The following is a 13313-nucleotide window of genomic DNA, read 5'->3' on the forward strand; positions in this document are numbered from 1 at the left end:
CGCTCCCGCGCGCGAGTGCTGTCTATCGACACAAACCACAGGCATACTACGAGGTCAAGCAGCGGCGCGGCCGAAGGTGAACGCTATCACCAGAGGCCTGCACGACGAGGTATTCCTCGGTATTGCGGCCCGGTCCGTGCCCTATGATTTGCCTATTTGCAGACGGTTGCATGCGCATGCGCCGGCTAGCAGCCAGGGAGGAGTCTCGTTATGTGGAGTCGTGTACGTCGCGCCGGTGTGGTTACGGCGCTTGTTTTGCCCTGTTCGTTGACGGCCGTGCAGTCCGCTCACGCGGCGCTCGGCGGCGCCCCAATGTCGCCTCCGGCAGATGCGTCGGTTTCGTCCCGCAAGTTCCAGCCTGCCGACACCTCGGCAAACGCCGTGATGCGCTCGGCATCCGGTGCGGCATCTTCGGCTTCGGCTTCCGCGTCCTATACCGTTCGCGAAACCACGCTCGGCAACGGCACGGTGGTGCGCGAGTATCTGTCCGCTGACGGCACCGTGTTCGGCATTGCGTGGAGCGGTCCGCAAATGCCCGATCTGAATGAAATGCTCGGTAGTTACTTTCCGCAGTACGTCGCGGGTGTGAAGGCGGCGCGCGCTGCGCGCGGCGGCGCTCGTGGGCCCGTTGCGGTGGATCAGAGCACGCTCGTCGTGCAGTCCGGCGGTCACATGGGCGCTTTCAGCGGCCGTGCATGGCTGCCGCCCGCGCTGCCAGCCGGCGTCAGCAGCTCAGACATCCAGTAACGGCGAGGACGAACGATGCGAACCATGCATATTGCGATGAAACTCAAGAACTGGATGCAGGTTGTGGCGACTGTCGCGCTGGTATCGGCGCTCGCTGCGTGCGGTGGCGGCGGCGACGGCGGCGGCGGTTCCAGTTCCAGCGGCGGCTCGTCAGGCAGTCAGATCAGCGGCTCCTTGCCGGCCAGCCCGACCCAGCAGCCGATCGCCGCGACCGCCGCGAACACCGTGCCGATTACGGTCGCCCACGGCGCCACGGGTGTGATCAACATACCCACGATCAGCGTGACGCTGTGCGCGCCCGGCACCACGACCTGCCAGACCATCAACAACATTCAGGTCGACACGGGCTCGTTCGGCCTGCGCATCGTCGGCGGGGCGTTGAATGCGGCGATGCAAGCCGCATTGCCGGTCACCGCAACCTCGGGCGGCGCTCAGCTTGCCGAATGCGCGACGTTCGCCGACGGCTATACGTGGGGCACCGTGCGTACCGCGGCCGTCACCATCGGCGGCGAAACCACGACATCGGCGGTTCCAATCCAGGTGATCGGCGATAAAGACGCGAGCACCGTGCCGTCAGCCGGTTGCGGCAGTGGCTCGGCGGAAAACACGGCGAGCGACCTCGGCGCGAACGGCATCATCGGCATCGGCACCGCGCTTTATGATTGCGGCGCCACGTGCGCGAATGCGTCCACGGCGTCGACCTACAGCAATTACTTCGCGTGTCCGAACGGCACGTCTTGCACTCGTACCGCGGTTGCGCTGGCGAATCAGGTGGCCAATCCGGTCGCCAAATTCCCCGTCGACAACAACGGTGTGATCGTGCAGATGCCGCCCATATCGAACAGCGGCGCGCCGTCGGCCACCGGCACACTGGTGTTCGGCATCGGCACGCAGTCGAACAATGCACTCGGATCGGCACAGACCTTTACGACCGATAACTTCGGCGATCTGACCAACAGCGTGTTCAACGGCAACACGGTGACGGCGTTCCTGGATTCGGGCTCGAACGGCTACTTCTTCAGCGATAGCTCGCTCACGTTGTGCGGCAGCAACTTCTCGGGCTTCTACTGCCCGTCCACCGCGCAAACCCGTTCCATCACGCTGGCCGGCCTGAACAACGTCAAGGCGACGGCCAGTATCGGCATCGTCAGTGCGTCGACGCTGTTCGGCAACGGCACCAACTACGCGTTCAACGATCTGGCGGGTCAGGTCGGCGGTCTCGCCGCATTCGACCTCGGCTTGCCGTTCTTCTACGGACGCCACGTATATCACGGCTTCGACCTGCGACCGATCGGCGCGACACAGGCGCCTTTCGTGGCTTACGCAAGCTAACCTGCCGCCACGCAAAGCCTGACGGCTGTCCACAACGCCTGCGCGAGCCCCCGCAGGCGTTTCTTTTTTCGGCCTCGCGCGGGTCCACGCCGCGCTTGCCCATCCCCCGAAAAGCCCCCGTTTCCCCTTCCTTATCCGCCGATCGGTGCTTGCGCCGAGCGGGAATAATCGCTCTCACTGGAAAGAGGCGTTGTGCCTCGGCCGACTGGAGAGCTTTGTGGCAGAGGAAAGCGACCTCGAAAAAACCGAATCAGCCACTCCCCGGCGCTTGCAGAAAGCGCGCGAGGAAGGGCAGATCGTGCGTTCGCGGGAGCTGTCGACGTTCGCGCTGCTCGCGGCGGGCTTTTTCGGCGTGTGGGGCATGTCCGGCAGTATCGGCGAACATTTGCAGGGCATGCTGCGCGCGGCCTTCACTTTCGATCACGCGTCCGCTTTCGAGACGCGTCGCATGTTGATCGGCGCAGGCGCCGCCAGCCGCGAAGGGCTCGCCGCATTGCTGCCGATTCTCGCGGTCACGGGTGCCGCGGCCTTGCTCGCGCCAATGGCGCTGGGCGGCTGGCAACTATCGGCGAAAGGGCTCGAGCCCAAGTTCGACCGTCTCAATCCGATCGCCGGCCTCGGCAAGATCTTTTCGATCAACGGACCTATCCAGCTTGTCATGTCGCTCGCGAAGACGCTGGTGGTGGGCGTGATCGGCGGCACCGCGATCTGGAATCGACGCGAGGAAATTCTCGCCTTGGCCACGCAGCCGCTGCACCTTGCGCTTGCGAACACCGTGCATCTGATCGCCGTGTGCTGCGGCATGACGGTGGCCGGCATGTTCGTCGTGGCCGCGATGGATGTGCCGTATCAACTATGGCAGTTCCACAAGAAGCTGCGCATGAGCAAGGAAGAAGTGAAGCGCGAGCACCGCGAAAGCGAAGGCGATCCGCACGTGAAAGGCCGCATTCGCCAGCAGCAGCGCGCAATTGCCCGCCGCCGCATGATGACGCAAGTGCCGAAGGCCGACGTCGTGGTCACGAACCCGACGCACTTCGCGGTCGCGCTGCAATACACGGACGGCGAGATGCGCGCACCGAAGGTGGTCGCCAAGGGCGTGAACCTGGTGGCCGCGCGGATTCGCGAGCTGGCCGCCGAAAACAACGTGCCGCTGCTCGAAGCGCCGCCGCTTGCCCGCGCGCTGTATCACAACGTCGAACTGAATCGCGAGATTCCCGGCCAGCTTTATGGCGCGGTCGCCGAAGTGCTCGCGTGGGTGTACCAGTTGCGGCGCTTCAAAACCGACGGCGGCGACGTGCCGGTCGCACCGACCGAGCTCGACGTGCCCGCTGAACTCGACAAGGGCGGTGTATCGGATGAAGAAGCCGATCAGGAAGCCGCCGACACGCTTAACCCCGCTAACGATAACGGAGCCTCCGCATGAACGCTCGCGCCGGTTTCCTCGCTCGACGGCCCGATGCCTTGAGCGGCACCAATTTACGCGCCTTAGCCGGCCCGGTGCTGATCTGCATGATCCTCGGCATGATGATTCTGCCGTTGCCGCCGTTCCTGCTGGATCTGCTGTTCACCTTCAATATCGCGCTTTCCGTGATGGTGCTGCTCGTCAGCATGTACACGATGAAGCCGCTCGACTTCGCCGCTTTCCCGAGCGTGCTCCTGTTCTCGACCTTGCTGCGGCTGTCGCTGAACGTTGCGTCGACGCGAGTCGTGCTGCTCGAAGGCCACACGGGCCCTGACGCGGCCGGCCAGGTGATCGAGTCGTTCGGCCACTTCCTCGTGGGCGGCAACTTCGCGGTCGGTATCGTCGTCTTTATTATTCTGATGGTCATCAACTTCATGGTGATCACGAAGGGCGCGGGGCGTATCGCGGAAGTGTCCGCGCGCTTTACGCTCGACGCGATGCCCGGCAAGCAGATGGCGATCGACGCCGATCTGAACGCCGGTCTCATCAACGAAGAACAGGCGCGCAAGCGTCGCGCGGAAGTCTCGCAGGAAGCCGAGTTCTACGGTTCCATGGACGGCGCGAGCAAGTTCGTGCGCGGCGATGCGATTGCCGGCCTGCTGATCATGGTGATCAACATCTTCGGCGGGTTGATCGTCGGGATGGTTCAGCACGGCATGGACTTCGCGTCGGCGGGCAAGAACTACACGCTGCTGACCATCGGTGACGGCCTGGTCGCGCAGATTCCGTCGCTCGTGATTTCGACCGCTGCCGGTGTGATCGTGTCGCGTGTCGCGACGAACGAAGACATCGGCACACAGCTCACCGGGCAGCTCTTCACGAATCCGCGCGTGCTGGCGATCACGGGTTGCATTCTCGTGCTGATGGGCCTGATTCCGGGCATGCCGCACTTCGCGTTTCTGATTCTCGGCGGCGGTTTGATCCAGCTCGGCCGCACGATGAAAAAGCGCGCCGAAGAACGCAAGAACACGACCGCGCTCGTGGATGTCGCACCGGCAGCCGTAACGCCGATCGAAAACGCCGAAGCAAGCTGGGACGACGTGACGATGATCGACACGCTCGGCCTCGAAGTGGGCTACCGGCTGATTCCGCTCGTCGACAAAAATTCCGACGGCGAGTTGCTCAAGCGGATCAAAAGCATCCGCAAGAAGTTTGCGCAGGAAATCGGCTTTTTGCCGCCTGTCATTCACATTCGCGACAACCTGGAATTACGTCCGAACGGTTATCGCATCGCGCTCAAGGGCGTGGAAGTGGGCGTCGGCGAGGCGTATCCGGGTCAATGGCTCGCGATCAACCCCGGCCAGGTTTCCGCTGCGCTGCCGGGCACGCCGACGCAAGACCCTGCATTCGGTCTGCCGGCCATCTGGATCGACACCAATCTGCGCGAACAGGCGCAGGTCTACGGCTACACGGTGGTCGATTCGAGCACGGTCGTTGCGACGCACCTGAATCATCTGGTGGTCACGCATGCGTCCGAACTGCTCGGTCGCCGCGAAGTGCAGGCGCTGCTCGAGCGGATGCAGAAAGACACGCCGTCGCTCGTCGACGATCTGGTGCCGAAGACGTTGCCGCTCACCACGTTGCAAAAGGTGCTGCAAAATCTGCTGGAAGAAGGCGTGCCGATCCGCGACATGCGCACGATTCTCGAAGCATTGTCGGAACACACGCCGAAGATCACCGATGCACACGATCTCACCGCCGCCGTGCGCCTCGCGCTTGGCCGCGCGATCACGCAGCAGTGGTTCCCAGGCACCGGCGACATGCAGGTGATGGGCCTCGACTCGAATCTCGAACGCGTGCTCTCGCAGGCGCTTTCGACCGGTTCCAACCCGGGTCTCGAGCCTGGCCTCGCGCATACGCTGATGAACGAAACGCAGAAGGCGATGAATCGCCAGCAGAACCTTGGGCTCGCGCCGGTGTTGCTCGTGCAACATGCATTGCGGCCGATGCTCGCGCGCTTCCTGCGCCGCAGCCTGCCGCAACTGAAGGTGCTGTCGTATGCGGAAGTGCCCGACACACGCAACATCAAGGTCGTGAATCTGATCGGCGCGCACGGTTAAAGTCGCGTTCGACGAGCGCGACTGCGATCGGCAAGTTGCGTTTCGCTTCCCGGCTCGACAACGACCGGCATATTGACCGGCGCCCCAGGCGCCGGTTTTCATTTCCGCGCCTGACTTTTCGTACCGCCGACGTATTGGCTCGTCCATGCTTCGCCTGCGTGACCCCGAAGCGCTCGTCCGGCCGCGGTCATTCGATAGATGCAGGAGCTGCGAATCGCGGCATCCGTCCATCGTTCGAATTACCCACGTTTAACAGCCCTTATCCACCGATCGTCGGTCGTTACGTTTCGCAATAATGATCTCAATGGGAAGCGGTGTGTTGCCGGTCCGTCAGTCCGTATACCTCATCGGGGGTCCAGCTTGAACATTCGTAAATTTATCGGTGCTACCAGTCGCGACGCACTGCGTCTCGTGCGCGAAGCGCTGGGTGCCGACGCGGTCGTGCTGTCCAATCGAACGATGGACGACGGCAGCGTCGAAATCGTCGCCCTGGCCGACAGCGACCTCGCGGCAATCACGCCGAAGGCTCCGCGCGCAGACGCGAGCTCAGCGCAATTCGCATCGACGAATGCAGCGGCTGCGCAGCCCGCGCCGGGTGCGCTGAATGCGCCGCGCGCAATGTCCGCCACGCAGCCGATACAGGTGAATCCGTACGCGAGCGGCATGCCGGACGTGTTCTCGTCGGTGTTCGGCGCGAGCCCGGAAGCCGGTACTGAAACGACGGGCAGCTTCGCCGACGCGGCGCTGGCCGCGAGTCACGATGCACAGCCCGCTGCGAAGGTCGTTCCGAGCGCCGCCATGAGTGCCGCGATGAACGCAGCCAAGGCGTCGGCCGGCCAGGCCGACTCGCGCAAGACCGCATTGCCGGGTGCCCCGGCCATGGCCACGAAGCCCGCGTCGGCGCCGCAACCGCAACAGATTCACGTCGGACAGCCGAGCGCACGCGCAGCCGTTGCTCGTTTGAACGAAGACATTCGCGCCGATCTGCTGAAGGCCGCCGGCGTGCCGTCCGGCTCTACAGCACCGGCCTCGGACCTCCACGCGCCGCGTACGATGGCCGAATCGAATCCCTGGCTGATCGATCACGCCCGGCGCATCGCCGCTGACCACGAGCCGCAAAGCGAATACACCGCACGTCCGGGCGCGATGACGCCGGCCGCCGCGATGGCCAAGGGTCTTGGCGCTGCCGTGGAACCGGGCAAGGCTGCCGCGTCGCAGGAAGACAACACGCCAGATTGGGCTCGCGAAGCCGCGCAGGTCGCCGCACGGCGCGCCGCGCAGAAGGCCGCACCGACCACGCTGCCGCCGACCGACGACTCGCGCACGCCTGCTGCTGTCGCTGAAGCGATCAAGGCGCGCATGGAGCAGGTCGTCAAAGAAACCGTGATGAACGAGCTTTCTTCGATGCGCGGCATGATGGAGGAACAGTTCGCCGGACTCATGTGGGGCGATCGTCAGCGCCGGAATCCGGCGCACGCGTCGCTCACCAAACATCTCTTCGCTGCGGGCTTTTCCGCGCAGCTCGTGCAGATGATGGTCGCAAACCTGCCCGACGAAGTCGATAACATGGACGACGGCATGGACTGGGTGCGCTCGGTGCTCGCATCGAACCTGCCGGTCATGGAAGACGAAGACACGTTGATGGAACGCGGCGGCGTCTTTGCGCTGATGGGCCCGACGGGCGTCGGCAAGACGACGACCACCGCAAAACTCGCGGCGCGCTGTGTGATGCGTTTTGGCGCCAGCAAAGTGGCGCTGCTCACCACCGACAGTTACCGGATCGGCGGCCATGAACAACTGCGCATCTTCGGCAAGATTCTCGGCGTGTCGGTTCACGCGGTGAAAGACAGCGCCGACCTGCAACTCGCACTCTCCGAACTGCGCAACAAGCACATTGTGCTGATCGACACGATCGGTATGAGCCAGCGCGATCGCCTTGTTTCCGAGCAGATCGCGATGCTGAGCCGTGCGGGCCAGCCCGTGCAGCGCCTGTTGCTGCTCAACGCAACGAGCCACGGCGACACACTCAATGAAGTGGTGCAGGCCTATCAGCGCGGACCGGATCAACAGCCGCTCGCCGGCTGCATTCTGACCAAGCTCGACGAGGCGACCAACCTGGGCGGCGTGCTCGATACGGTGATCCGCTACAAGCTGCCGGTGCACTACGTGTCGACCGGTCAGAAAGTGCCGGAGAACCTGTACGTCGCGACAAAACGTTTTCTGATCAAGAGCGCGTTCTGCATTCCGCGCGATCACTCGCCATTCGTGCCGCATGACGACGATGTTCCGGCATTGTTGTCCGCGTTGTCCGCGCGCTCGACGGCCGAATTGCACGAGGTCCGCTTTGGATAAGCTCGTCTCCGATCAGGCAGAAGGACTGCGGCGCCTTCTCGCGCGGAGCGGCTCGCGCGTGATTGCGGTGACGGGCGGCTCACTTGGCGCCGGCTGTACGGCGACAGTGATGAACCTTGCGGTGGCGCTCGCGCAGCAGGGCAAGGATGTACTCGTGATCGACGAGTGCGTGGGCGACAAGTCAGTGAGCGCGATGCTCGGCAGTGTGCGCGGCGCGGGCAACTTTGCCGCCGTGATGCGCGGCGAGATGACGCTCGACGAAGCCGCTTTGCGCCACGCGCTCGGCTTCTCGGTGCTCGCCGCCTCACGTGCGCATCGCGAAGGCTTTAGCGCGGCGCAGTTCGGCGTGGTGCTGCACGGTTCGGCCGACATCGTCCTGATCGACGCGCAACTGGATCAGCAAGGCCACCTTTCGGCGCTCGCGATGCAGGCTCATGACGTGATGATCGTCACGCGCATGGCCGCACAGGCGATCACCGACGCGTATGCGTGCATGAAGCGCCTGCACTACGCGCACGCCATCGCGCAGTTCCGCGTGCTGGTGAACCACGTGCAGAGCGTGGAAGACGCGCGCACTGCTTTTGCAAATCTGGCCGGCGTGGCCGGGCGTTACCTCGCGGTGGCGCTGGAAGACGCCGGTTGCATTGCCGCGGATCCGCGGATGGCGCGAGCCGAGGAGTTGTCGCGTTGTGTCGTCGACGCATTTCCGTCGACACCGGCAGCGCGGGACTTCCGCCACCTCGCAGCCGAATTGCAGTACTGGCCGATGCGGCCAGCGATGTCGTCGCAAACGCCATGGATGGCGCCTGCGGCAGTTACAGCGGCGCAACACGCCGACCAACCGTCTGCGCAGCACGCCTGAGAGGCGGCACAAGGACAAGGGGAGCACGATGTATAACGCTCAGGGAAAGATTTCCCAAGCCGATGTTTTGACGAAGTACGCACCGCTGGTGCGTCGACTCGGCTTGCAGCTCGTTGCAAAAATGCCGGCCAGCGTCGATCTCGACGATCTGATTCAGGCCGGCATGATTGGCTTGCTGGATGCCGCGAGTCGCTACAAGGAAGATCAGGGCGCGCAGTTCGAAACCTACGCGAGCCAGCGGATTCGCGGCGCGATGCTGGACGAACTGCGCAGCAACGACTGGTTGCCGCGTAGCTTGCGACGCACGTCGCGAGAAGTGGAGACGGCCGTGCACAAGGTGGAGCAGAATCTGGGCCGCTCGGCGAGCGAAACCGAGATTGCCGAACACCTGGACATGCCACTCGACGAGTATCAGTCGATGTTGCAGGATCTGCACGGAAGCCAGTTGATCTACTACGAAGACTTCGACCGCTCTGCAGACGACGAGCCGTTTCTCGACCGCTACTGTGTCGATCACTCGGACCCGCTTTCCGCACTGCTCGACGACAGTCTGCGCTCGGCGCTGGTCGAGGCGATCGACCGCTTGCCGGAACGCGAGAAGTTGCTGATGTCGCTCTACTACGAGCGCGGCATGAACCTGCGTGAAATCGGCGCGGTGATGGAAGTCAGCGAGTCGCGCGTGTGTCAGTTGCACAGCCAGGCGGTAGCGCGTTTGCGCACGCGCTTGCGCGAGATGGCGTGGGCGAACGCCGAGGCAACCTGAGCGGCTTGCCTCGTGAGCTGGCGCTCAGCGGGGCACTGAGTTGTAAAGCGAGGGCGTTACTCGCGCCTTCCGTCATGCGTCCGCCATTTCATGCTCGGCCGCGAGCGCGAGAAAAGCGGAACGCGACATGCCACGCGCCTGCGCGTATTCGTCGATTTCATGCACCAGCGCTTCGGGTAACGAAATGTTGATGCGTACCGCCTTCTTCAGCGCGGGAATATTCCGGGTTGTCACGAAACCCCACGTGAAACCCGCGTAGTCCGGATTACGCCGATGCTCGTCTAGCGTCAGCCTTTCGGGAATCGGCAAGCCTTCGTCGAGCAGCGTATCCAGATGCGCCTCGATCGCTTCTTTTGCGTTCGCGTAAGCTTCTTCCAGCGAATCTCCCGCCGAGTGACAGCCCGGAATATCCGGCACGACGACGCCGAACGCGTGCTGTGCGTCGCCCGCCTCGATTGCGATCGGGAAGATCAGATTTTTCATTTCAGTCTGTTCATATTGCACTCCTCGAATCATACACACGATTACACACTCTCGCTAGATGAAGTTAGCTTCCGCTCGCCGCGATGCGTCGGCACGCCTGCTAGCACGGAAAAACTTCGTTAGGAAAGAGGAGATTTGATCGTGCGCGACGGATTCGCGCCACCTGGCCGAATGGCTGCGGCAGGCGGAAAGAGCAGGGCGAGGAGGCAGAAAACAAAAAGGGCTCGTCGAGACGACGAACCCTTCTGTTCACGCGAGGCTGCTTGAGTCGACGGCATTGCTGCGCCGAGCTAGCCGGGCGTCATGAAGTTGCGGGCGAGTCAGGCGTTGGTGTCGAACACCTCAAAACAATGCGAGGCCCGCATCGCGATAAGCCGATTCACAGTAGCGAGCAGGAGACGCTGAAGCTGAGCGCCAGCGTCATCCGGCATCACACCGCTGCGCGCGCCGGAATGCGTCCGTCCGGGCCATAGAAGTTGGCCTTTTGCGGCAACGCCACCTGCAACGCCGTGAGCGCCCGCTGGTTGTAGTCCATGCGCACGCGAATCAGTTCGCCGTTGCTCGTATTGAAGCGCCGCGCTCGCTCGGCGGCTTTTTGCAGCAGCGACCACTGTGCGGCGAGCCGCTCGTCTGTACTAGCCGCGAGTTCCATGCCGGCCCAACCGGCCGGAAAACCCATGCCGGCGAGCAGTTCGTCGCGGCGGATTTCGAGCTGCGCGAGCTCGCCGATCAGTTCGGTTTTCTTGTCGATGACCGGCGGCAGCAGTTCGACCGGCGACAAGGCGGTCAATGCCTTGGTCTCCAGCGTCAAAACGGAGGCAAACGCCTCGACGGCGGAATACTCTTCGATGAGGGTGGCAAGCAGGGCGTCTTTCATCTCAACAACTCGCTGAAAACGACGGCTCGCGGATGATCCGCGAGTCGGGTTTGTCGAACGCCGCCCGGCCATTCACCGTACTTCGATGCGTCGATTAATTGCCGGTCGACGGGGTTTTGCTTTGCAACAGTTCGCGTGCGGTGCTCAGCACGCCGTCGGCGATCTTGCCCGAGTCGATTTGCAGCGTGCCGTCCTTGATGGCTTGCTTGATCGACTCGACATGCGCCGTATCGATGTCGGCCGACCCGGACGCCGCGAGGCTGCGCAGGTGTTGCGACAGGCCCGACAGGCTGACGCTGGCGTCGCCCGAACTGCTGGGAGTGGCTTGCGAGGCCGTGCTCGCGGTCTGCGCGCCGGTGTGGGCCGTCGCCGCGTCGCTTTGTTGCGAGCGGGACACGCCGTCTTTCAACGTCGGCAGATTCGAATTGGTTTTGGAATCGACTTTCACGATTGGCTTCCTGAACGATTTGATCCTGATAACGGCAGGCGTCGATCAAAACTTTAGCGCAATCGCTGCTGCTTTTCCCTTGTCTGTCAATACGATCCGGCCCTGAAACGGCGCACGCATGCGGACCGGCCGCCAGCCCGGACGGCCCGCGGCTCACAGTTGAATCTCCACGGTCGCGCCGTCCTTGACGATGCCCGAGATAACCTGACCATTGGGCGTCTTCACGCGGACCTGCTGACCCGGCGACGCATTGTTCATCGCGCTGCCTTCCGACGAAATCGCGAATCCTTCACCGGCGGCGACCACGCGCACCGTTTGTCCGATCGACACCGCCGACGCACTCTTGAGCATATCGCGGCGCAGCGGCATGCCTGCGGAAACGCGTGTCAACGTGACAGAGCCGACCGCTTGCGACGGGTCCGTCACGATGGCTTGCGGTAAGCCCGTCAGATCGCCCTCGCGCGCGACGAGGTCGGCGGCCGTCAGCACCTCGCCTGGCGACATCGCGCGGCCGGCGAGGTAGTAGGTGGCGTGCAGCGAGATGCGCGCCTGCAGATAGATGGTCCACGGACGCTGGCCCGCGCAACGCACGCCGACAGTTACGCGGCCCCACAGGCGGGCGCCGCTGGGCATGAACGGCTCCAGCACCATGCAGGCCGCAAGACCGCGTGGAAACGCGGGTGCGACGGTGATGTCCACTTTCCCCGGCAATCCGGCCGACTGCTGCTGCAGGAACGCGAGCGCGGTCGCGCGGATCGCTTCCGGGTCTTGCTGGCCGGGCAGCGGCTCGGGCTGCGCTGGCGCTGCTGCACGCTGATTCTGCTGTGCGGGTGCCGGCGCTGCCGCGATGGGCCGCGTCGCGGCCACGCGCGCCGTCGGCGACGCCGCAGCGGCACGAGTTGAATTGGCGGGCGCGTTCGAACGCGCCGGGATGAGCTTGCCGTCCGCGCCGAGTTGGGGCGGCTCGCCACGCGAAGCGAGCGTGTCGAACGAGTCGGTTGCCGATGCTCCCAACGCTTGCGACGCCGCAGCCGCTGCACGACCCGTCGCGCTGGCCGCCGCGCTGGTCGGCGCGTTGGCCGCCACCGACTGAACGCCGGCGGCCTGACGCACGCCGTTCGCTTGCGGCGCCGGTGTCACGACGACCGGAACGACACGGCGGGAGGCCGGCATCTCATCGACGCTGGCTGCGCTCGTTGCGTTGGTTCCGTTCATCGCGGCAGAACCCGCACGGCCCGGCGCAGGAATGGTCACGACGCCGTTCGCGTCGGGCTTGAAACTGGTGCGGATCATTTGCGGCGCGGCCGGCGCTTCGCCCGAGCCCGCAATGACGATCGAGCCGCTTGCGTTGGCGGCGCGGCTGAAGGGATCGGCGTCGCGCGTAGTCGAACCGCGCGTCAGCGATTGCGCGGTGGCGGCGGCGAGGGTCGCCGCAGAGCCGGCGCGTTTCGCGGGCGTTGCCTGCATATGCTCGGCAAGCTCGGTCAGTGCCGCTGGGTCCTTTTCGTTTGGACCGGCAATCACGATGGGACCGTCCGCCTCGCCGGCGTGCGCGGCATTGGCGATCAACATGGCGGCGGCAGGCGCGCAAAGCATGGCGGCGCCGGCACTAGGCACGCCCAGCGACGAACTCAACAGGAGCCGCGCGGCGACGCGCAGCGCAGCCGCACACAGGCGATGCGCCGCCGCGCGTTGCGCGCGGTGCGTCGGATCGAAAGTGTGCTGGTCCATTGCGGTTCTCCATCGAATGCATTTGGTACGCCTTGCATTCTATTGAGAGCCCCCTTTGCGCAAACGTTGAATAGAAGCCCCCTTTCCCGGTTATTCGTCCGATTGCTGCTTGCACTCGGCCCATAAGATGCACCTCATGCAAAAAGGTCTTCCCGTCTGATGCGGTCCTCACGCGAGGCGCACGGGAAGCCTCGGG

The 13313-nt window shown here is 64.1% G+C and carries 11 protein-coding genes; 7 read left to right on the plus strand and 4 right to left on the minus strand.

All coding sequences use genetic code 11. The features are described from left to right. Positions 1-210: 210 nt before the first annotated feature. The 7 genes from ACTJLB_RS03000 (at position 211) to ACTJLB_RS03030 (ending at position 9578) form a co-directional block, all read left to right on the plus strand. Positions 211-747 carry a DUF2844 domain-containing protein gene (locus ACTJLB_RS03000; RefSeq protein ID WP_204522551.1) on the plus strand — a complete coding sequence of 179 codons (537 nt, stop codon included), beginning with the start codon at positions 211-213 and terminating at the stop codon, positions 745-747. A 15-nt stretch (positions 748-762) separates the two neighbouring features. Beyond that, positions 763-2079, plus strand: coding sequence for a DUF3443 domain-containing protein (locus ACTJLB_RS03005; protein WP_440782440.1), 1317 nt, complete (start codon positions 763-765; stop codon positions 2077-2079). A 217-nt stretch (positions 2080-2296) separates the two neighbouring features. After that, positions 2297-3502, plus strand: coding sequence for a flagellar biosynthesis protein FlhB (gene flhB / locus ACTJLB_RS03010; protein WP_087754259.1), 1206 nt, complete (start codon positions 2297-2299; stop codon positions 3500-3502). Continuing rightward, complete coding sequence (flhA, locus tag ACTJLB_RS03015) at positions 3499-5601, plus strand: flagellar biosynthesis protein FlhA (RefSeq protein WP_027776964.1); 2103 nt, start codon at positions 3499-3501, stop codon at positions 5599-5601. Before flhB ends, flhA begins: the two co-directional genes overlap by 4 nt. A 360-nt stretch (positions 5602-5961) precedes the next feature. Continuing rightward, a complete protein-coding gene (gene flhF, locus ACTJLB_RS03020) occupies positions 5962-7953 on the plus strand; it encodes a flagellar biosynthesis protein FlhF (protein WP_440782441.1) in 1992 nt (663 codons plus the stop codon). Continuing rightward, positions 7946-8815, plus strand: a complete 870-nt coding sequence (locus tag ACTJLB_RS03025; protein ID WP_440782442.1) for a MinD/ParA family ATP-binding protein — start codon at positions 7946-7948, stop codon at positions 8813-8815. The genes flhF and ACTJLB_RS03025 overlap by 8 nt, the downstream gene beginning before the upstream one ends. Before the next feature lie 28 nt (positions 8816-8843). Further along, positions 8844-9578, plus strand: a complete 735-nt coding sequence (locus ACTJLB_RS03030; RefSeq protein WP_020070741.1) for an RNA polymerase sigma factor FliA — start codon at positions 8844-8846, stop codon at positions 9576-9578. 72 nt (positions 9579-9650) lie between these two features. Here the strand turns inward: ACTJLB_RS03030 and ACTJLB_RS03035 are convergent, their stop codons facing one another. From ACTJLB_RS03035 to flgA, 4 genes are all read right to left on the minus strand, one after another. After that, entirely contained in the window at positions 9651-10061 is a 411-nt protein-coding gene (locus ACTJLB_RS03035) for a type II toxin-antitoxin system HicB family antitoxin (RefSeq protein ID WP_027776967.1), read from the minus strand. Between the two features lie 430 nt (positions 10062-10491). Next, a complete protein-coding gene (locus ACTJLB_RS03040; RefSeq protein ID WP_440782443.1) occupies positions 10492-10938 on the minus strand; it encodes a flagella synthesis protein FlgN in 447 nt (148 codons plus the stop codon). A gap of 94 nt (positions 10939-11032) precedes the next feature. Then, a complete protein-coding gene (flgM, locus tag ACTJLB_RS03045) occupies positions 11033-11386 on the minus strand; it encodes a flagellar biosynthesis anti-sigma factor FlgM (RefSeq protein ID WP_440782444.1) in 354 nt (117 codons plus the stop codon). Positions 11387-11539: 153 nt separating this feature from the next. After that, on the minus strand, positions 11540-13117 hold the full coding sequence (flgA, locus tag ACTJLB_RS03050; RefSeq protein WP_440782445.1) for a flagellar basal body P-ring formation chaperone FlgA: 1578 nt from the start codon (positions 13115-13117) through the stop codon (positions 11540-11542). Positions 13118-13313: the final 196 nt, after the last annotated feature.

This window comes from Paraburkholderia sp. 22098, from assembly GCF_052045935.1.
In the GTDB taxonomy this organism is placed as follows: domain Bacteria; phylum Pseudomonadota; class Gammaproteobacteria; order Burkholderiales; family Burkholderiaceae; genus Paraburkholderia; species Paraburkholderia caledonica.